At 45.9% G+C, this 20780-nt stretch carries 20 protein-coding genes; 10 read left to right on the top strand and 10 right to left on the bottom strand.

All coding sequences use genetic code 11. The features are described 5' to 3' along the window. Nucleotides 1-330 precede the first annotated feature (330 nt). From H6G00_RS29200 to H6G00_RS29190, 3 genes are all read right to left on the bottom strand, one after another. The gene (locus tag H6G00_RS29200; protein WP_190799406.1) at nt 331-1053 is read right to left on the bottom strand and encodes a rhomboid family intramembrane serine protease; all 723 of its coding nucleotides are present in this window, start codon (nt 1051-1053) and stop codon (nt 331-333) included. Further along, nucleotides 1050-2213 carry a pyridoxal phosphate-dependent aminotransferase gene (locus H6G00_RS29195; RefSeq protein ID WP_190799405.1) on the bottom strand — a complete coding sequence of 388 codons (1164 nt, stop codon included), beginning with the start codon at nt 2211-2213 and terminating at the stop codon, nt 1050-1052. Before H6G00_RS29195 ends, H6G00_RS29200 begins: the two co-directional genes overlap by 4 nt. Nucleotides 2214-2549: 336 nt before the next feature. Then, nucleotides 2550-3809: an MFS transporter gene (locus H6G00_RS29190; RefSeq protein ID WP_190799404.1), complete on the bottom strand. Its 1260-nt coding sequence runs from the start codon at nt 3807-3809 to the stop codon at nt 2550-2552. Nucleotides 3810-3912: 103 nt separating this feature from the next. On the opposite strand from H6G00_RS29190, the gene H6G00_RS29185 reads away from it, so the two are divergent. From H6G00_RS29185 to H6G00_RS29150, 8 genes are all read left to right on the top strand, one after another. Beyond that, the gene (locus H6G00_RS29185) at nt 3913-4662 is read left to right on the top strand and encodes a sucrose-phosphate phosphatase (protein ID WP_190799403.1); all 750 of its coding nucleotides are present in this window, start codon (nt 3913-3915) and stop codon (nt 4660-4662) included. Between the two features lie 39 nt (nt 4663-4701). Then, complete coding sequence (ruvA, locus tag H6G00_RS29180) at nt 4702-5325, top strand: Holliday junction branch migration protein RuvA (RefSeq protein WP_190799402.1); 624 nt, start codon at nt 4702-4704, stop codon at nt 5323-5325. A 727-nt stretch (nt 5326-6052) separates the two neighbouring features. After that, a complete protein-coding gene (locus tag H6G00_RS29175; RefSeq protein WP_190799401.1) occupies nt 6053-6301 on the top strand; it encodes a hypothetical protein in 249 nt (82 codons plus the stop codon). 350 nt (nt 6302-6651) lie between these two features. Then, a complete protein-coding gene (locus H6G00_RS29170) occupies nt 6652-7926 on the top strand; it encodes a nucleotidyltransferase (RefSeq protein ID WP_190799536.1) in 1275 nt (424 codons plus the stop codon). A 4-nt stretch (nt 7927-7930) separates the two neighbouring features. Continuing rightward, entirely contained in the window at nt 7931-8566 is a 636-nt protein-coding gene (locus tag H6G00_RS29165; RefSeq protein ID WP_190799400.1) for an SLATT domain-containing protein, read from the top strand. A gap of 404 nt (nt 8567-8970) precedes the next feature. After that, nucleotides 8971-9420, top strand: coding sequence for a hypothetical protein (locus tag H6G00_RS29160; RefSeq protein ID WP_190799399.1), 450 nt, complete (start codon nt 8971-8973; stop codon nt 9418-9420). A 252-nt stretch (nt 9421-9672) separates the two neighbouring features. Further along, complete coding sequence (locus H6G00_RS29155) at nt 9673-10425, top strand: glucose 1-dehydrogenase (RefSeq protein WP_190799398.1); 753 nt, start codon at nt 9673-9675, stop codon at nt 10423-10425. Nucleotides 10426-10559: 134 nt separating this feature from the next. Beyond that, on the top strand, nt 10560-11069 hold the full coding sequence (locus H6G00_RS29150; RefSeq protein ID WP_190686192.1) for a hypothetical protein: 510 nt from the start codon (nt 10560-10562) through the stop codon (nt 11067-11069). A 24-nt stretch (nt 11070-11093) separates the two neighbouring features. Here the strand turns inward: H6G00_RS29150 and H6G00_RS29145 are convergent, their stop codons facing one another. Together H6G00_RS29145 and H6G00_RS29140 are read right to left on the bottom strand one after the other, a co-directional pair. Next, nucleotides 11094-12233, bottom strand: coding sequence for a cytochrome P450 (locus H6G00_RS29145; protein WP_199318783.1), 1140 nt, complete (start codon nt 12231-12233; stop codon nt 11094-11096). A gap of 109 nt (nt 12234-12342) precedes the next feature. Next, the gene (locus H6G00_RS29140; protein WP_190799397.1) at nt 12343-12921 is read right to left on the bottom strand and encodes a TetR/AcrR family transcriptional regulator; all 579 of its coding nucleotides are present in this window, start codon (nt 12919-12921) and stop codon (nt 12343-12345) included. Nucleotides 12922-13317: 396 nt separating this feature from the next. Here H6G00_RS29140 and H6G00_RS29135 point away from each other — a divergent pair, with 396 nt between their 5' ends. Continuing rightward, the gene (locus H6G00_RS29135; RefSeq protein WP_190799396.1) at nt 13318-14403 is read left to right on the top strand and encodes a pyridoxal-phosphate dependent enzyme; all 1086 of its coding nucleotides are present in this window, start codon (nt 13318-13320) and stop codon (nt 14401-14403) included. A gap of 196 nt (nt 14404-14599) precedes the next feature. On the opposite strand, the gene H6G00_RS29130 is transcribed toward H6G00_RS29135, so the two are convergent. Next, nucleotides 14600-16141, bottom strand: coding sequence for an alanine/glycine:cation symporter family protein (locus H6G00_RS29130; RefSeq protein WP_190799395.1), 1542 nt, complete (start codon nt 16139-16141; stop codon nt 14600-14602). A 439-nt stretch (nt 16142-16580) separates the two neighbouring features. On the opposite strand from H6G00_RS29130, the gene H6G00_RS29125 reads away from it, so the two are divergent. Beyond that, complete coding sequence (locus H6G00_RS29125; protein WP_190799394.1) at nt 16581-17480, top strand: AraC family transcriptional regulator; 900 nt, start codon at nt 16581-16583, stop codon at nt 17478-17480. Nucleotides 17481-17515: 35 nt separating this feature from the next. Here H6G00_RS29125 and menH read toward each other — a convergent pair whose 3' ends face one another. The 4 genes from menH to H6G00_RS29105 form a co-directional block, all read right to left on the bottom strand. Continuing rightward, nucleotides 17516-18331, bottom strand: coding sequence for a 2-succinyl-6-hydroxy-2,4-cyclohexadiene-1-carboxylate synthase (gene menH / locus H6G00_RS29120; protein WP_190799393.1), 816 nt, complete (start codon nt 18329-18331; stop codon nt 17516-17518). Nucleotides 18332-18395: 64 nt separating this feature from the next. Continuing rightward, on the bottom strand, nt 18396-19109 hold the full coding sequence (locus tag H6G00_RS29115) for a carbonic anhydrase (protein WP_190799392.1): 714 nt from the start codon (nt 19107-19109) through the stop codon (nt 18396-18398). Nucleotides 19110-19115: 6 nt separating this feature from the next. Beyond that, nucleotides 19116-19427 (bottom strand): P-II family nitrogen regulator, encoded by a 312-nt coding sequence (locus tag H6G00_RS29110; RefSeq protein WP_190643670.1) that lies wholly within the window; start codon nt 19425-19427, stop codon nt 19116-19118. 4 nt (nt 19428-19431) lie between these two features. Beyond that, nucleotides 19432-20400 carry a sodium-dependent bicarbonate transport family permease gene (locus tag H6G00_RS29105; RefSeq protein ID WP_190643671.1) on the bottom strand — a complete coding sequence of 323 codons (969 nt, stop codon included), beginning with the start codon at nt 20398-20400 and terminating at the stop codon, nt 19432-19434. Nucleotides 20401-20780: the final 380 nt, after the last annotated feature.

Raw genomic sequence — 20780 nt, 5'->3', positions numbered from 1 at the left:
AGGATAAGCTAAATTATGCAGTTTTGCCTAGCTTACGGGTTAGAGAAAGCTTTAGAACTGATCGAATAGTGGTTTTTTGGGTAAGTTTCGGGTGCAGGAAAATCCTACTCTTGAACTGAGATCCTGCACATTGGCTGACAAATTTTCTGATGTTAGGTTGGGTGGAGCAAAGCAGAACCCAACTCCTGTCTCGATTCTGTTGGGTTCCGCGATGCTTCACCCAACCTACGATATATCAATGGTTTTAGGAGTTTTGTCAGTCAACCAGGGCTCTAGTGCAACCTCTTCTGTCGCTAGCGCAAGATCTCAATTAAGCAAGATTTGAGGAATTTAGCCATTTTCTAATCCTTTGACCGAAGTTTGACGGGGCATGAGTAGAAAAATTAAAACTGCGCCGATCGCCAGTCCGACTGCGTGCATCCAGTAAGCAAAGCTGCCTGAGTTGATGCCTGTCTCAATATTGAAGGTGCTAACGCCATAAAAGATTTGTTGCACAAACCACCAGAACAGGTAAAACAGAGCAGGTAATTCAATGGGGATGAAGAGAATGATCAGTGGCACAATGGTCTCGATTTTTGCTTTGGGATAGCTCAAAAGATAGGCACCTAGAATGCCTGCGATCGCCCCATTTGCCCCGACCAGTGGCGCATTCAGCGTTGGCTCACTCCACACCTGAATCGCACTCGTTATCATGCCGCAGACAAAGTAAAACAAGAGGAATTGCCCGTGCCCCAGACGCTCCTCTATGCGGCGACCAAAAACAAATAAAAACAGCAGATTTCCGATCAGGTGAGCAAAACCGCTGTGCAGAAATAGCCCCAGCACAACGGAGATGCAAATGAGAATGGCGGCAATCCAGCTTCCGTCCAGCATATCGGTCGCCATTTTGACAATCCGCGTTGGGACAACCGCCCAGGTATTGAGGAAATCTGCCAGTTCACCCGTATTTGCTAGATTTAGCTCGATCGCAAACAACGCCACATTCACCGCAACCAGCAGATAGGTGACTACCGGGGTTTTGCGGTTGGGCAGGTTGTCTGCAATCGGAATCATAGTGACTGCACAAAGGTCGCTAACCGTTCCATACCTTTTTTGATGCTGTCCATGTCGGTGGCGTAGGAGAGGCGAATGTGATCATCTGCGCCAAAGGCAACGCCGGGAATGGCGGCAACTTGGTGAGACTCTAGCAGGGTACTGCAAAAGTCAAGAGATTTCATTCCCGTTTTGCTGATATTGATAAAGACGTAAAAGGCTCCGTCTGGTTTCGGGCAGCTTAAGCCGGGAATCGTGTTGACCGCATTCAGGATAAACTGTCGCCGCTGGGCAAAGGCGGACACCATTTGCTGAACGCAGTCTTGGGAACCTTCGTAGGCAGCGATCGCCCCATACTGAGCGAAGGTACACACATTTGAGGTGCTGTGTCCTTGAATTGTAGTGACTGCCTGAATGATTGGCGGTGGTCCAGCCAGATAGCCAATTCGCCAGCCCGTCATCGCGTAGGTTTTGGCAAAGCCGCTGCTGGTAATGGTGCGCTCGTAAATTTCTGGGCCAGCCGCACCGATGCTGAGATGTGTGGCTCCGTCGTAGAGGATTTTTTCGTAAATCTCATCGGCGACGACCCAGAGATTTTTTTCAACCACGACATCGGCGATCGCCTGAATTTCATCAGGCGTGTATACCATTCCGGTCGGGTTGGATGGTGAGTTTAAAATCAGCAGTTTGGTTTTCGGCGTAACGGCTTGCCGAATTTGGTCAGCTGTAGCCCTCAAACCCGTTTCGGCGGTAGTCGGCAAAATCACCGGAGTGCCTTCTGCTAGCTTCACCATTTCGGGATAGCTGAGCCAGTAGGGAGCCGGGATCAACACCTCATCACCAGGGTCGATCAGCGCCAGCATCAGGTTAAACAAAGACTGTTTGCCGCCATTGGTGACAATGATATTTTCTGCTCCGTAGCAGAGGCTATTGTCATTTTGTAGCTTTTGGGCAATCGCCTCTCGCAGCCTTGGCTCCCCTGCTGCCGGACCGTAGCGCGTCTTGCCTGCATCCAGGGCTGCCTTTGCTGCTGCCTTAATATGGTCTGGGGTATCAAAGTCGGGTTCGCCAGCACTAAAACTGCACACATCAATGCCATCCGCTTTCATTGCCTTTGCTTTAGCAGAAATTGCCAATGTCAAAGAAGGAGTGACCTGACTTACACGTGCGGCTAGTTTCATGGCAGTTTTAACCCGTGTGGATGAGATGCCCTGATCATTCACAAGGTTGGGCTTTTCACGCGGAAAATCAGCTTTGTGAATAGATTTTGGCTTAGTTCCAAGCTATCTTATCCCAATTTGAAAATAACGGATTATCAAAAAGTATTTTCTCAATCAACTCCATCAATAAATGTGAGATTTAACCAGCGTAGGATGGGCAAAGAGTGCGAATAGCGGCATCATTAGGGGCGAAGCATTCGGGCACAAGCTCTGGTTAATCCCAATCTCCCTGCCGAATGCTTCGCCCGTACACAAGGACGATGTCTCTGGGAAAGGATTCGGGAGGCGACTGGAAAGTTATCCATCATCCAGATGACGAATGACTTTACCTAAGTAAAGCAAAATTGCAATTCCCAGTAGAACACTCAAGGCAGAGACTATCCAGAAGGTTTGGGCAATCGAGCGAGTTTGATCCATTGCCCAGCCGCCTACTGTTGGTCCAATAAAGTATCCAACGGCCCAACACAATGAATTGATTGAGAGGTAAACGCCACGCAAAGATTCTGGCGCGAGATCGACGACAAGGGCTGAAGCAGATGGATTGTAAGCAGCGGTGGCGATCGCCATTACACTCAAGCCCAAAATTGCCCAGATTAAGTGAGCGGTTGAGGCAGTTCCGGTTATCCCAATGAGTAGGAAGCCAATTCCCCAAAGCAATGCAGAACAGGTTAACGCTTGCACACGACTAAACCGATTGAGGTAACGGGCAATCGGAAGTTGAGTCAGTGCCGCTAAGATGATATGCCAGGAAAATAAGGTGCTAATGGTGGACGTGGAAAAGCCGGATGCATCACTTCTCACGGGTACAAAGTTAGTGAAATAGAGCGGCATGGCACTGTTGATCTGAGCCAAGTAAGTAGTGAATAGGATATTCACCAGAGCAAAGATGAGTAAAGTGCGATCGCGCAATGCTACTGCCCAACCTTTAAATAAGGAGCGATTGACTTGTTCAGTATCGACAGTTTCAGCGATCGCCCAATAAACAACACCAAAAAACACTAAAAATGAGATGCCATCAATTACAAAGAGGGAGCGATAGGCTCCCGTGAGTGCAATCAACGCGCCACCTAATACAACGCCCAAACCCAGCCCTACTGTATCCCCTAACCGCGTTAGGGCAAAGGCTTCATTCCGTTGATCAACACTCGTTAAATCTGCAACAACGGCTTCTGTTGCGGGCCAATATAACCCGATGCCTAACCCCATCAGTAAGTTGCCGATGAGAAATGTTGGAAAGTCGTAGGTGAGTGTCAGAAATATATCTGCCAAAGCTGAAACCGCTGCCGATAATAACAGGGTTTTTCTGCGTCCCCAGCTAGGTGAGTCGGCAAAGGAGCCACCCAAAATTCGCCCTAACACGCCTGAAATCGAGCCGCTGCCAATGCCGATGCCTACAATGGTTGCTGATAGCCCAACCTGGTTAACAAAGAAAATCGGCGCATAGAATAAAGTGAAACCATTTCCAATCTGAGAGAGGAGACGACCTGCAATCAAAATCCAAACGCGATGATCGAGTTGAGGCAGCCAGGCAAGCAGCTTTTGGCGAAAGGAGTTCATGGGCAGGCGATCTAGAAAACAGCAAAGAAGCACCCTTGCAGTGTATTGTGATCTCGTCAGCCTGGGCAGATTTTTGAGGCAACGTGAACAGTAGGGGGTTACTGTGGCAAAATTTTTGTTTGTGACGGATTTAGACAACACTTTGGTCGGCGATGATGACGCTCTAGAGCAGCTCAATCAGCAGCTTCTTCAGCATCGTGAAGAACATGGCACCGTGATTGTCTACGCAACGGGGCGATCGCTCCCTCTATTCGAGGAACTGCGTTCTGAAAAGCCATTAATTGAACCCGATCTGCGAGTGCTGGCAGTGGGTACTGAAATTTATCGTCAGGATGGTGATACTCCAGATCCCACCTGGGCGAGTCAGCTTAATCACCGCTGGGATCGAGAAAAAGTCAGAGCGATCGCTGCTCAATTTAATGACCTGACCCCCCAGTCGCAATCGGAACAAGGCCCATTTAAGGCAAGCTATTTCCTGGAAGAAGCTGCGTCTAAGGAGGTGTTAGCCTGCCTGGAAGCTGAACTCAAAGATCAGGGATTAGACGCTCAGCTTGTCTATAGCAGCGGACATGATCTAGATATTCTGCCAAAACGGGCAAACAAAGGTGCAGCCGTTGCCTTCCTTCAGCAAAGCTTACAGATCCCGAAGGAAAGAACTGTTGTTTGCGGCGATTCGGGTAACGATCTGTCGATGTTTCAGGCAAACCACTCGCGCGGCATCATCGTTGGCAACGCTCAGCCAGAATTGCTCAACTGGCATCACGAAAACCCATCGGGCGATCGCTATCTGGCACAGTCTCACTGTGCAGGTGGTATTCTAGAGGGCTTGAAGCATTTTGGTTTCATTAGCTAAATGTTTTGGCTAAAACCTGCCCCGTCTTCTGCTCCTTGAATGATCAGCTACCTCAAAGGCACCCTCGCCGCAATTCAGAAAATTGGCAACAATCGGGTTATCCTCACGCTCGAAGTCAACCAGATTGGCTACGAGCTACAGGTACTCCCGCGCATGACCCAGGAACTTCCGGCTGGCGAAGTGGTGCAGGTCTTCACTCACTTACAGGTGCGAGAAGACCAGATGGTGCTGTTTGGCTTTGCGTCAATGGCAGAACGCGACCTGTTTCGCCAACTGGTCAGCGTCAGCGGCGTAGGGCCTCAATTAGCAGTTGCTCTGTTAGACACTCTGGGACTGCAAGATCTGGTGCAGGCGATCGTCAGCAGCAATACTCGCTTGCTGTCTCGCACTCCCGGAGTCGGCACGAAAACCGCTGAGCGAATTGCCCTGGAACTTAAAGCAAAGCTGTCAGACTGGCGGCTTCAGTCGGGCTTAACCACTCTGCCCGATGCCACTCCCGCAACCACCATTCAAGAAGATGTGGAAATGACACTGCTAGCCCTGGGCTACACCACCAGCGAAATCACGCAGGCATTGCGGGCAGTTGGACAAAAGACCGCATTATCTAAGAATGCTGATGCAGAAGATTGGATTCGAGAAGCGATCGCCTGGTTAAGTCGTTAATTATCCTTCCATACAGGAAACAAAATACCTGTAAGGGCAGGTTTAGCACTAGAACTGTGGGTCAACTGCAAAGATTCTGGCAAAACCTGCCCCTACCCAGGGGTAAATTTTTTAGAAATCTCCTACTAGATTTACGGAGAAGCCCAATTCAACGCAGGTTTTGAGTTTGTGAATCAGGCTTCTGAACTCAGAATCAGGTTTTTGATTTGTAAACCTATTTTCAAACTCAAAAATCAGGTTTTAAACTCGTAAACCTATTTTTAAACTCGTAAACTTGATTTTGAACTTTAAAACTTGATTTTTAAACTCGTAAATCAGGTTTTAAATTCGTAAACCTTGTTTTGAATTTAAAGATCAGGTTTTAAACTCTTAAACCTGTTTTTGTTTACATTTTCTAGAAAAAATACTGTGTAGAGGGCGATCGCCTTCCTCGTTCCCTCAAAAACTCTGTAGCTTATCACCTTGACGAAATACCGTCTGCTCAGATATGCTCTCACGTTAAGGTTGTCTTTTTTACTTGCGGCAACCCAGACTAAACCCAAAGATCTAGCGCCGCTCAAAGCTGTTCCCGCAGCAGTGAGCGACTAACCCCCAAACTGGTACAAGCAGTCTGGCGGCTAATGGTGAATTTTAACACTCCCTTAGCCACCCCGACTTGTCGTGTCAGAAAAAGCGGGGTGGCTAGGTTTTTGGGGTTTCCTCAAAAACCCTAAAGGAGTCACAACTCATGTCTCAATGTTTCTTGGAATCTCCCAACGCTCCTACTGTTGAGAGAGAAGTTTCTGCACTTCAGAATAGTGAGCGCGATCGCCTGCGAGTTCTCATCATCGGCTCTCGCGACGGTGTAATTGAAACAATTCACGACTTATATGGTCGTGGCTTTGCTGAAGTGAGTGCCTGGAGTCCGCTTTTACCCGCTCCCAGTTCTGGTGAAGTGATGAGTATTTTGACTCGCGATCGTAGAAGAGGAGAGTAAGAGAAATATAGAGGGGAGGGGCGATCGCTTCCTCCCCCTTTATCCATCCAACAAACTTCTTACTCCACGCTCACTCCGATTAAGCTTGAGCAGATCTACAGCAGCCTTGCTGTAGATCTACCTCATGTTGGCAAATCTACAGCAAAGTAGTCGAAGTTCCGATAAGACAAACAGCTTCTGTATCATTTCTCAGTAAATAAGTGTTCTATCTCCTACAAGTGCAATTAGTCGAAAACCGTACATCAACCAAATGATATTAAAATGAAAAGTAATATGCGTGTACTATAATAAATTGTGATAATGCGCCGATAGACTTAGGAGCAGAGGATTCTAGATTGGACATGTTTAAAATGTTTAACGAGTTCCTGAGTAATTTAGCAATAGATAACGCTGACAAAATAAGTGATCGGTATGGAGAAGTTACAGCTTCTTTGAATAAAAAATTTAGAGATACGGAGTCGAAAACAGCAAATTCATTACAGGTTGGTTCGATTGGACGTAAAACAGCCATTAAGGGCATCTCAGATCTAGATATGCTCTACATCATGCCTAAAGGGATGTGGTCTGATTACAAGGATGGAAAGCAGTACAAGCTTTTATCTGATGCAAAAGACGCGATTAAGGTTAGATACCCTAATACAAAAGTGTTCGTGGACCGCCTTGTGGTATGCGTTCAATACACAAACTTTCATATTGAAGTGCAGCCGGTTTTTGAACAGGATGATGGCAGCTTTAAGTATCCTGATACTTACGGTGATGGCAGTTGGAAAATAACTAAACCTCGAGAAGAGATTGAGGCAATGTCAGAATTTGACGTTCAGAAAAATAGCAATCTTCAACAGCTCTGTAAAATGGCTAGAGCATGGAAGAACAAGCATGGCGTAGGTATGGGAGGATTGCTTATCGACACACTAGCTTACAATTTTCTAAAATCGACAACTGATTACGATAACAAGAGCCATGGCTACTATGACGTGATGAGCCGAGACTTCTTTACATATCTCATGGATCAGCCAAATCAAGATTATTACGCGGCTCTTGGAAGCAACCAGAGGGTTAGAGTTAAAAAAAAGTTTCAGCGAAAAGCGAAAAAAACTTACAAACTATGTGTAGAAGCAATAGAAGCTGGTGAGCAGGATATCGCTCATGACAAGTGGAAGAAGGTTTATGGCAGACCCTTTCCGAATAGACCCGTTACTAATAATGATGTAGCGGCGGCTTCTCAACCGATTTGGAGGAATACGGAGCAATTTATAGAAGATAAGTTTGCGATTGACATTCGATACAACATAACAATTGATTGTGATATCTCGCAGAATGGATTCAGAGAATCTTCTTTATCTGAGTTTCTTCGTAAACAGTTTCGCCTTGCACGGCAGAAAAACCTCAAATTCTACATAAAAGACCACGACATAGAAGGAAACCACTCCATCTATTGGAAGGTTCTTAATCGCGGTCAGGCAGCAAGGAAAAGGGATATGATTCGAGGACAGATCTTTCCTGATTCAGGCTCCAGAAAAAATTTCGAAAGTACAGATTTCAGAGGTCATCATATAGTTGAGTGCTATGCCGTTAAGAATGGCATTGTGGTTGCTGAGGATAGAATTGACGTGCCGATTGAGTGATTTTATGAATAGGGACAACCTGTTGAAGTTGATCGCAGAGACAGCCTACAATGTTGGCTTTGGAGCCAAGAAACATTTGGCAACATTTGATATCGTTGTCAAAGTTCCGGGATTAATAAGGCTCTTTTCCATAACTGTTGGCATTTATTCTCTTGCTTTTAATGGTCTTTCAAGTCGTTTTTTATCTGCATCACTCATAATTCTTGGTATCATCAGCTTGTATATATCGTTTTACGATTCACAAAAAGACAAATATGAAGAGGTAGGTGTATCACTTATTCAGCTTTTTAACGAACTTAAGAAGCTATATTTTCACGTCAAAGAAGCAGATGATGATGCTTTACCTGAGAGTATAGAAAAGCTCACGCAAATTGAGAGTGAATATTACCAGCTAAGCATTAGCAAACAGATTCTATTTAGTGACTGGTATACGCATTACAAATTTTTCTGGCAGTATCAAATTGATTGGCTAGACGAGCAGAAGCATTTTAGACTATTTAGAGACAAAATCCCTCTCTCCTTTTTAATGATGGTTTTGTTTTTATCGATTGCTTTAGCAGGGTGGATATTTACTTCTGGAGCCATACCTTTAGAACAGGTCATTCTTCGTCTGCGGAGTGAGTTTTTCTTTGAAAAATAGCTGCATCTGCTTATCTAGCGTCTATTATCGCTTCTAACTCAGTGCGATCGCAGATTTTGTAGAGTGCGTTTCCCACGTTACAACCATTAATTACTCCACCGATAAATTCCTGGGAACGCACCAAGTTTATGGATTTGAGTAAGCGATCGCAGCCGAATACGCCATGCACGGCGATCGCCGAGAAGTTACCTATCGAAATTCAAAGGGTATCTGCGGCGGGTGATGGACAGCGTTAGGTGTCTTTTTGCAAGGAGAATGCGCTGAATAGGTTATTTGTCCCTATAAGATCTTTACTGTAGGAAAGTCGGAGAAATGCCAATAACGTTTCTAGAGGGAGCTTTCTAAAAAGAACTCGGGTCTAAAGTGAACGAAGAGTATGACTTTTCCTGAAAAGGCAGAATGAGATGGCAGATTCAACAGATGTTTTATTGAAGCTTTGCGAGCAGAGATGGGCTGAGGTAAAGCAAGCAGAGGATCAGAGATCAGCTTTAAGCAACATTATTCTTCTTATTGCTTCAGCCATAGTAGGAATTTTTACTCAGAAAGGTCTTGATAGGAATAATCTTCCACTATCTCTGCTGCTTATTTTTCTGGGAGTTTACGGAGCGATCGGTGTTCGCAAATACCGAGAACGCATTCATTACAGTCTATCAATCATAAAACTTTATCGTGACAAGTTAGATAAGTTATATCCTGACGCACAGATTGAAGCACTGAGGATTCAAGCAAAAGAATTTCATGAAAAGCGTCACCCGTTTATGACAAAAATCTATCCCAATCAGCTTTGGGTGGCGCTTCATACATCAATTGCGATCGCTGGCTGCATTCTTACAATTTTCCTCTTAAGTTTGTGATGAAAAAGCGTAGGAATAATGCTGAAGATTGTTTAAACACCTAATAACCATGTTGCACTGGAATGTATTCAACGTAATCAGTTAGGGTGTAAAGGTTATCTACATCCAGTAACCGCGAACGCTCGACCGCTAAATTATTAGTGATGTGCCTTTCAGGGGATATTTATGGAATGCGATCGCAAGAAGTTGATAGACAATCGTGAACATTTCTCCTAGCTTACTCACAAACAGTTGTAACTAGGAGCGAGCAGCATGGGTCTTGGGCTAAGTGGGAAGGTCGCGATCGTCACAGGTGGAAGCTCTGGAATCGGTCGAGCTACTGCGATTGAGTTGGCTAGACAAGGGGCGAAGGTCGTTGTTGCGGCTCGTAGAGAGTCAGAAGGCGAAGAAACAGTTCAGCAGGTCAAAGCGGCTGGCAGTGATGGTTTTTTTATCAAGACTGACGTGACAAAGGCAGCAGATATTGATGCACTCATTAATCGAACTTTAGAGTCCTACAGTCGTCTCGACTGTGTTTTCAACAACGCTGGATTTGGCAAAGCTACACCACTCGTTGAACTGTCAGAGCCAGAGTGGGACTTAGAATTAAACGTCAACCTGAAAGCAGTGTGGCTATCGATGAAGTATGAGATTCCGGCGATGCTCAAAAGTGGGGGTGGGGCGATCGTCAATATGGCATCTCAAGGAGGTGGTGTAATTGGTGTGCCTAATTTTGGCAGCTACACTGCTGCCAAAGGAGGGGTAGTGGCTCTAACCCGAACTGCTGCAATGGAATACGGGAGACAAGGGATTCGGATCAACTGCGTCAGTCCAGGTTTAATTTTGACTGATTTATTGGCTGAGGTTCCTCAGGATACCTTGCAGCAAATGGAGGCAAGCGTCCCGCTCAAGCGAGGTGGAACGCCAGAGGAGGTTGCTAAAGCAGTTGTTTGGCTATGTTCTGACGATGCTTCTTACATCACTGGGCACAACTTAGTGATTGATGGCGGCTACACGGTACAGTAGGTTGCAGTCAAACATTCGCTTGGAGCGGACTGACGAAAGATTTAGGTGTATCGCAAAGGTTGTCTGCGTCCGCTCAAGTGCACCGTTAGCTAGTACCCATTTATATATTTAAGAAACACGTTTTTTAGGTTCTTATGTTGATTAGCAGTTCGTCCTTCTACTTTAAAAACATACTCTTAGCAAATGCTGGAATTCCACTATTCTCTCAGAGCCTTTTCTATCAGGTTCTCCTGCTAATCCCAATTATTGTGATTGAAGCCTACATTCATAGGAAACTGCTTAAAACTGGTGTTTTCAAAGCAGTTTGGGTTGCTTTTAGCACCAATGTTATATCAACTGTTGTCGGAGGGCTGCTTGTTATATTACCGATTGGAGCATTGACCGGAACCATACTTTTTGGATCGACTGTACCGGTGCAGCCGGGTTCCTTTCCGTTTCTACCACTGGAAATCATCTTCACACTCCTTCCTATGTTTTGGTTTTCTGTGGTTGTGGAATCATTTATAGGTTCTCTTAGCCTTAGAAAAGTTGATTACAGAAAGGTGAAGCAATCATTCTTGGTTGCCAATGTGTATACATACTTAATGCTTGAGATATTGGCTATTACCCAACTTATCAAGGGATACGTTGAAAGGCGCGGCTAATATAACCACCGTATTTTGAAACGTTTACAACAGGACGGGTAAGGATTTAACCCCATGCACTCCAGTCGAGGGAATAAACTCCAATGTGGCGTTTGGATCAATCCGTAAGTTGGACAGGCGTTCTAGCACCGCACTTAGTACAATTTTGCCTTCTAGACGAGCCAGGGGCGCACCCAGACAAAAGTGAATGCCATTGCCAAAGGCTAAGTGTGGATTGGGATCACGATCGACAATGAACTCATCTGGGCGATCGAACTTTGTCTCATCCCGGTTGGCTGACCCCATCCAAACGATGACCATTTGTCCTGCTGGAATGGTCTGTTCCCCCACCTGTACGTCAACTTTGGTAAACCGTTCTATTCCCTGCACCGAGGAGCGATAGCGCAAGACTTCCTCGACTGCCAGCGGCACCAGATCTGGCTCCCGCTTCAGCCGCTCGAAGGCTTCTGGATGTTCCTTGAAACAGAGAACAGCATTTCCCAGTAAGTTTGTTGTGGTTTCATTACCAGCGATTAACAGGATCATGCAGAAATCTACTAGCTCCTGAGCAGTCAGGGTTTCGGCTGCTTCGTGGGCGGCAAGTAAATCACTAATTAAGTCTTTGCCAGGATGCTGTCGCCGCTGTTCTAGCAAATGTCGAAAATAGTCAGCCATTGCTGTTATTGCCGTTGAGTCATACACCACAATTCCATCTGACCACCGCTTAAAGTCTTCGCGATCTGCAATGGGAATACCTAAAATTTCAGCAATCACAATGATAGGTAGGGGAATTGCCAGGTCATGCATAAAGTCAATCCGTTCCTGTCCCTGGACTTGATCAATCAGTTCATGGGTAATTTGAGTAATGCGCGGTGCTAATTCTTCTATCCGACGAGCCGTAAACACCTTTGCAACCAGCGATCGCAGTGATTGATGTTTGGGTGGGTCAGTATAGTTCAAGCTTTGAGTCAAATCAGTTTGCTCAGGTGGATGAGGAATTTTGGATGAAAATATTTGCCAATCCGAAAATATCCGTTTTACATCCTCATAGCAAAACACCATCCAGACTTGCTGATTTGCGTCATACCACACAGGTGATTCACGGCGCATCTGAGCATACCAAGGATAAGGATTGCCAAATAGTTCAGAATTGGGTGTTGCCATTGATGGTTGATTGGCTTCCATGATAAATCTCGTATGTGAGTAATTGTATGTGAGCAAAAATGTGCATTGGCAGGACAAACTAGCTGAATGAACTAGAGTCATCAGCATTCAAACAACAGATTGAGAAATATTAGCTAGCTGATTCGGGCGATCGCGTCATCGCCAGCAGTGTTTCCACCACTTGAATGAGCTGAGGCTCCTCTAAAGTGCCAACTTGAAACACTTCTGAAAGCCACAAACCATCAGCCGCCAACAGAATAATTGTTGCCTTTATGGGATCAATTCCACTGGTTTCAATTCGCTGTCGTGACTGCTGTTCATAGACTTTGGCAGATTCAAACAAGTCGGGCGAGTTAGCCGCAATCGAAGAAAGACGGGCAACTAGTGCCAGTGATTGTTTGCTAAACCGTAGCGTCGCTCGAATATATGCGCGTACCCACTGTCCGGGTGTTCCCGGTGCATCGTCCTGGTCAAACTCAGTTTGCAATACCACTTCAAAATCTTGAATCAGTTGCTCCACCATGCTCGTCATCAGTGCGTCTTTGTTAGGAAAGTGATAAAGCAACCCTCCTTTACTGACTCCTGCTTGTTGAGCTACAGCATCCAGTGTTAACGCTTCAACTCCTTTATCAATGACAACTTGACTAGCAGCCCGGAGCAGGGCTGCACGCGTGGCTGATCGAGATTTTGACCGTTTTGTATCAGCCATAGATATCAGACACAGAAATGACCAGGAAACTATCACGAAATCTGGAGGTATTCTGCGTTTTAGCATCAAGCTTCAGCAGGCAAAAGCTCGATCGCCAAACACTTGTAAGTAACTATAAATTTACTGTACCGTCTGGACGGTTTCAATGTCAACGCCTGCCCTATTTCTATTTTTTGTTCTAATCTTTGAGGTTATAGCCTTTAAGGTTATAGCCACACCACAATCTTTGGCGATCGCTGCAGAGTCAGAGATATGGGGCAGCTACTTTATAAGTTTTGCGAAAAATAACGTTCTTTGACATTTTCGATGTCAACGCAACAATATTGTTCAATCAGAGGCATTAACGCAGTAATAATATGGCACGGACGATTACGGTTGATTGAGGAAAAAAATAACATGACTTCCAACGATTCACGTCAAACCCTTGGTCGTGGCCGTCTATACGAAAGCATTGTAGATACCATTGGAGATACGCCCTGCATTCGGATCAATACCCTAGCCCCTGGTCATGTTCGTCTGTATGTCAAAGCAGAGTTTTTTAATCCTGCTGCTTCGGTTAAAGACCGTCTAGCTATCAGCATTATTGAAGAAGCCGAGCGTCGTGGGGATCTCAAACCGGGTCAAACCGTTGTGGAAGCCACCAGCGGCAACACGGGCATTGGTCTAGCTATGGTTTGTGCAGCGAAGGGTTATCCTTTAGTGGTTACGATGGCGGATAGTTTCTCGATTGAACGACGCAAGCTGATGCGATTTCTGGGGGCTAAGGTGGTGCTCACCCCCCGGGCCGAAAAAGGCTACGGCATGTACCAAAAGGCAAAAGAATTAGCCGACGCGAACGGTTGGTTTCTAGCTCATCAGTTTGAGACAGATGACAACGCAAAAATCCACGAAAACACGACTGCCCGCGAGATTCTAGCTGATTTTGCAGGAGAAAAGCTTGACTACTGGGTTACAGGCTATGGCACAGGTGGAACTGTATCGGGTGTAGCTCGGGTACTGCGTAAAGAACGACCTGAGACAAAAATCATTCTCACCGAGCCCAGTAATGCTCCAGTGGTTGGGTCTAACATTCCTCAGGAACGCAACGCAGACCGCTCTCCTGCCGTGAGCCATCCAGCATTCCAACCCCATCCTATTCAGGGCTGGACTCCTGATTTTGTCCCCTATGTTTTACAAGAAGCCATTGATCATCACTACTTTGATGAGTTTGTTCCAATCTCCGGAGCAGAGGGTATTGAGTGGTCTAATCAATTAGCTCGTCAGGAAGGAATTATCACCGGAATTTCCGGAGGTGCAACCTTTGCCGTTGCAATGCAGGTCGCTGAGAAGTCCGCTGCTGGCTCTGTCATTCTCTGTATGCTGCCCGATACGGGTGAGCGATATCTATCATCCCCTCTATTCGAGAAGATTGAGGAGTTCATGTCACCAGAAGAACTTGCTTTATCCCATTCGACCCCTCAATTTCAAATGTCCGCTACTTAATGGCATGAATTCATCGAAATTTCTGCGTGAAGGGTTAGCGCTACCCTTCACGCTTCAAAAGTGATTCATGCAAAAGTTTTATTGATTGAAGGTTCGGAATCGGTGAGGTGAAGCAGGTGAGCCATGCGTTACGCTGCGCTAAGGCATCCTGCATGAGCCAAGTTCTAGGTTTCTGCCGCTACGTATAGTCTAAAGGTTAACGAACGGTAGGTTCTTCCACTCGTCTTACCTCAACCATTTGTCCCGAATTGAGACGGGTCAGGTAATCTTCCAATGCTTCTGCTACTTTGCCTGATAGGAGAAAACAGCCGAGTAAGTTGGGAAATGCCATTGCCAGAATCATCATGTCACCAAAGTTGAGAACAGACTGCAGGTTTACCACTGCTCCAACAAATACAAAGATGACGTAGATGATCTGGTAGACCCTTAGCGATCGCTCCCCAAACAAAAATGTCCAGCTTCGTTCGCCATAATAGCCCCAGGAAATAATGGTGGAGAAGGCAAACAAAAAGACTGCAATCCCCAAAATTACAGGAAACCAGGGGATTGAGGTAGAAAAAGCCTCAAAGGTCATCTGAATGCCATCGGGTTCTCCTCCTGTCTGGTTGGCATAAACTCCGGTGATTACAATAACCAGAGCGGTCATATTGCTGACTACAACGGTGTCAATAAACGGTTCCAGTAGAGCAACAATGCCTTCGCGCACAGGTTCATCAGTCCGGGCAGCAGAGTGAGCGATGGGGGCTGAGCCGACTCCAGCTTCGTTGTCAAAAGCAGCCCGTCTCACACCTTGAACTAAGACTGCAACGAGTCCTCCTGTAATCGCTGCTTGAGGTGAAAAGGCTTCACGCACAATGGTGGCAGCGGCAGCTGGAATTTCGGTCAAGTTAGTGACGAGAATCCAAAGTGCTGCGACAAAGTAAGTGAGACACATCGCGGGGACCAGAAACCCGGCTACTGCCCCAATTCGCCGAATCCCACCAATGATGACTAAGCCTACCAACGCCATGAGAACCAGACCATAGAGCCAGTTGAAGCCCTCCAAGGCAGGAATAGCGGCAGTTAAGCCAGCAAAAGACTGGTTAACCTGAAACATGTTGCCGCCGCCAAATGCGCCACCGATGCAAAATACACAGAAGACCCCTGCCAAAACTTTACCGAGAGGACGCAACCCTTTTTCCGCTAAGCCACGGGAGAGATAATACATTGGCCCGCCAGAAACAGTGCCATCGGGACGAATGATGCGATACATCAAGCCCAAGGTACACTCAGCAAACTTGCTAGACATGCCTAGCAGCCCGACGATAGTCATCCAAAAGACGGCTCCGGGTCCGCCAAGCTGAATAGCGATCGCCACTCCTGCAATGTTACCTAGCCCAACCGTGGCAGAGAGCGCAGCAGAAAGTGCTTGAAAGTGAGAGACTTCTCCAGGTTCATCGGGGTTATCATAATTGCCTCTAACCACATCAATCGCATGACGAAACGCCCGAATATTAACAAACTTCATCCGAAACGTGAAGAAGATTGCTCCCGCCAGTAGCCACAGGACAACCAGTGGCATACCGCCAATACTGAGAAAGATCACTTTTTCTAGAGCTGCTACAACTGCACCGAAAACAGCGTCAATGCTAGCTAAAAACCCATTTGTATTTGCTGTATCAGAGGTTTGAGCGAATGCAGGCGCAGCTAAAACAAGCAAAACCAAAAATGTTAGAGCAATGTTTTTTATAGCTCTCATAGAATCTTATTGCGGGAAATTAGTTGGTATTAAGAAATTACAATTTTTCCAGACTATTTTTGTTGTAAAGAAACACTTTCCCCCGGAGAAGCACACTACACAAGTTTTCTGTAGAAACCCGGTTTTCAAGTCCAGTCAAAAGTTTCAGGGTTTGCTCCACTTTAAGGAGTAGAAGAAAAATCTGTCTAATGAAGTAGACGACTTACTAGAAGTTGCAGTCAAGAATGAGTGCTTCTCCATCATCAATGAATTTCAGCTTTTACTCACTATGACTAAAATTTGCACTACCAGCAAAACCTGTAGAGCGATTCTGAATAATTTGTGGAAGTAGAGCGTTGGGCGATCGCCCCGACTCATCTGTAATCCTAGTTTTTGGAATTGGTATGACTTATTTCTCTTTACGTTAAATTATTAGGGTTGACGGCGTAGGTTCTTTGCTATGACTTCTGTAAATGGGCTACCGCTGGTTGATTTAACTAAACAGGCTCGTCCTGCGTTGTCCGAGTCGCCGGTCATTTCAAGTCAGCGATCGCAATGGCAAGGGATATTTTTTAATCACTACGATCATCCGGCGCACGAAAGTCCAGAATTTCAATACATGCAGCACGTTATTGGAATCACGGGCAGTGGACATCCCATTTCATCAGAGCATCGATTTGAGGGACAGGTGCAAACCTGTTATTGTCAGCCCGGTGAGGTGTTGTTTATTCCTGCTAAGGTCAGGTACTCATCGATTTGGCAGCAACCTGGTGAGTTTTCCTTGATTGGCTTTCTTCCAGCCTTCTTTGAGAAGATCGTTAACGAGTCGATTCAGCCCGATCGGATTGAACTGATTCCCAAAATTGGTTTGGTTGATCCATTCATTCAGCAAGTTGGGCTTGCTCTTAAAGCGGATGTAGAAGCAGACCATCCAGCAGGGCGAATGTTTGGGGAATCGTTAGCGACAGGATTAGCAATCCATTTGATTAAGCATTATTCAACGTGGCAGATGAAACTGCCGCTGAGAGCATCAGGGTATTTGTCAAAGTCTCAACTGCAAAAGGTAACGGACTACATCCAAACTCATCTGGATCAGGATATCTCTCTGGCTGATATGGCAGGGATATTAGGACTGAGCCAGTATCATTTCTGTCGGTTATTCAAGCAGTCAACGGGTAGGACTCCCCATCAATATCTCACCCAATGCCGAATTGATAGAGCAAAGCAATTCTTGTCAAAACCAGAATTGACGATTACCGAAATTGCCTTTGAAGTTGGCTTCACAAACCACAGTTCTTTTACTCGCCTCTTTCGTCAATGTGTGGGTGTAACGCCAAAGATGTTTAGAGAATCTCGTTAAACATTGCAGCAAGATCTGCACAGGCTCAGCAGATATCAAACATCTTTGCTTAAAAAGTTTTGGATCTGCTCTGCGAAAATATGAGCATTTTCAAAGTGAATGTTATGCCCGCACCGCTCCACAATTCTGAGCTGCATGAGTTTTCCTAGCTGAGACATTTCATGATTGATCTGGACAAATTTAGGGTCTAATTCACCTGTTAGGAGACTGATTGGAACTGTGTTTTGTTGAATGTGTTGCCACCGTGAAGGTTGACAGCCTGTACTCAGATAGCAGAGAGACTTAGCAAGCTGTGCGGGACGATTTTTTAGACGTTGCTTTAGCAATTTCTCAAAGTCTGAGTGGTGTTGAAGTGAGTTAAATAGCGGCTGTTCGTACCATTTTGTTAAGAAGGAAGGAAAATTTGCTTCTAGTTTTTTGGCTAAAGTGAGATCCTGTTGAATTCGCTCCTCCCTCTCGGCTGAAGTCTTTAGCCCTGGAGAAGCAGACTCTAATACTGTTTTTAAGAACCTATGTGGAAAGTGAAGCGTCAGGTATAGGGCAAGTCGTCCTCCCATTGAATAGCCGACGAGGGAGCAGGATTGAATCTTGAGAACCTCCAAAAATTGGATTAAACCGTGTGCGGTGTTGTTGATGGTATACGCTTGATCACCAGTTGTGACTTGAGTTTTTCCATGTCCTGGTAGATCGATAGAGAGACAATAGTAGTGATTGGATAGAAGGGCGATCGTCTGGTCAAACTCATGACAATCCCCCATAAACCCGTGCAAAAACAGAATTACGGGATGAGCGGGATGTCCCACCGTCCGATAGTTGAAACGATACTGATCAACGTTGACAAGCTGCTCCATCGTGAACTGTCTGAACTAAGTTCCTCAAAACTCTGCTCAAGTCCAGATTTCGCTGGAACCAGGGCTAAGCAACCATCGTTACTGTTCCTGTGTCCAGGTCGTATCGACCGCCGACGATCTTGAGTTTGCCTGACTGTAATCGCTCTGTTAGGAGGGGCGATCGCTTCAACTGTTCGATCTGGTACTGCACATTCGCAGTTACAGCATTATCGACCGTATCACCTGCCTTGTCTTTAACCCGCTCAACCGCTGGCAAAATCGCTTTGACGAAGCTGCCAATCTCACCGGGTAGAGTCTCATTCTGCACCGCAGCCGTGACCGCACCACAGCGCTCGTGCCCCAGCACCATTAGCACCGGCGTATCTAGTAGAACAACGGCATATTCAATGCTACCAAGCGCCTCTGGCGTAGCAATATTTCCGGCGATTCGCACGTCAAAAATGTCACCGATGCCCTGGTCAAAAAGGATTTCGGCTGGCACTCGTGAGTCTGCACAACTCAGTACAGTGGCAAAGGGATGCTGCACCTGAGCCACTTCCTGTAACCGTGCTGCTGACTGGTCTGGATATTGCGGCTGATGCTGGACAAACCGTTGATTGCCTTCCATCAGTTTTTGTAGAGCATCATCAGGACTGAGGGAAGGGGCGATCGCAGAGAGTTCAGTAGCTTCAGCCTGCTTTACGCGCCCTAAGAAAGTGCCAGCTGCTAAACCCAATGTTGTGATTGAAGCTCGTTTTAGCAGGTCACGCCGACCAATGAAACTATGGGTATGATTCATAGTGACTCACAGTGATGCAATACATTTAACAGAGCGGATTTCCATTACATCTGAGACGTAACAGGTGCCACCAAACTTGTTGAGCAAAGGGCGGACATTTTCGACAACTGTTTTAATTTGCTCAGGCATACAGAAAGCAAGAATGTAAACATTATCTAGCATGGTCATATCTAGATCTTCAGTGCCGTCTCGCAACCCTGTACCTGCAACATTACGAATTACAGCGTGACCGTGTATACCCGACTTATTTAAGCTATCCAAAATCTTGCCAAGCTCAAATGAATTGGCAATAATTTCTATTTTTTTAACAAGATGCATGAGATTATCTCCACAACAGGTCAATTCCGTACAGATAGAGTGGAATTCCTACAATGATGTTGAATGGGAATGTCACCGCTAGAGCAGTCGAAACATACAGGCTGGGGTTTGCTTCGGGCACCGTTATTCGCATCGCTGCTGGGACAGCAATATAAGAAGCACTTGCACACAAAACGGAGAACAAAAGTGCATCTCCTTGAGGCATGTTAATGAATCTGGCAATAAGCAGCCCAATGCCTGCATTGAGTATAGGAATCAGTATGGCAAACGAGATTAGAAAAAGGCCAGTTTTTTGTAAGTCTTTAAGTCTTCTAGCAGCAACGAGTCCCATGTCTAGCAAGAAGAAGGTCAAAACGCCGTAAAACATTCCCTGAGTAAAGGGTTCTAGGGCGTGCCAACCCCGCTCTCCCGTCAATACGCCGATCAGTAAGCTACCTACCAGCAAGAAAACTGAACTGTTAAGAAATGCTTCTTTCAGCACTTCCGACCAGGCAAATTCTCGTGTCTCATCCACGGTAAATAAGTTGACTAAAATCAGACCTACAATAATTGCTGGGGACTCCATTAGGGCAAGAGCCGCAACCATATAGCCATCAAAATCGATGCCAAGTCCAGTCAAAAAAGTACTTGCAGTAATAAAGGTGACAGCGCTAATCGAGCCGTAGGTGGCCGCGATCGCAGCTGAGTCATAGGCATCCAGCTTTATCCTTAGAATAAAAAAGGTATAAAACGGCACAATACATGCCATCAGCATTGCCGCAAGAAGCGTCAACATGACTTCCTGAGTAATGCCACTTTTAACTAGCTCTACCCCTCCCTTAAAGCCGATCGCAAATAGCAGGTAGAGCGAAAAGAGTTTTGGAATAGGAGCAGGAATTTCCAAGTCAGATTTGACTAGAACAGCAGTTATGCCCAAGAAAAAGAACAGAATGGGTGGGTTCAGGATGTTGGATACGATTAAGCTGACATCCATGTCCGTCCCCCTTGCTGCTGATAAAACCGAAAGTTTAGAAAATGTTGCATTGTCAAAAAAGGATGTAACGGTTGAATCATGATTATCGCGTCCTGTCACCCCGTGTCAATGGAATCCTGCAGGACAAAGTCATTTGTACCTGCTAGAAACCGCAAAGATTCCTAAATTTGCTGAATAAACAAGATTCCATTCTTGTGAAACGGAAATTAGCGATCGCCTTAATTCCCTTATTCCCAGTCCTTCTCCTAGAAAGCGCAAGGGATTGTTGCTACCGCTTACTCGTGCTGGTTGAGGGCTGCTCATCGCTTGGACTTTAACCCTGAACCTACATTTTGCTCGGGTTGACACATAACGAGCTCGGCAAATCAAGTTGATTCAGG

The sequence above is a fragment of the Leptolyngbya sp. FACHB-541 genome (assembly GCF_014695875.1).
In the GTDB taxonomy this organism is placed as follows: Bacteria; Cyanobacteriota; Cyanobacteriia; order Elainellales; family Elainellaceae; genus JAAUTN01.
Note: the sequence above shows the minus strand (reverse complement) of the source record. Positions and strands in the feature narration are given on the sequence as shown.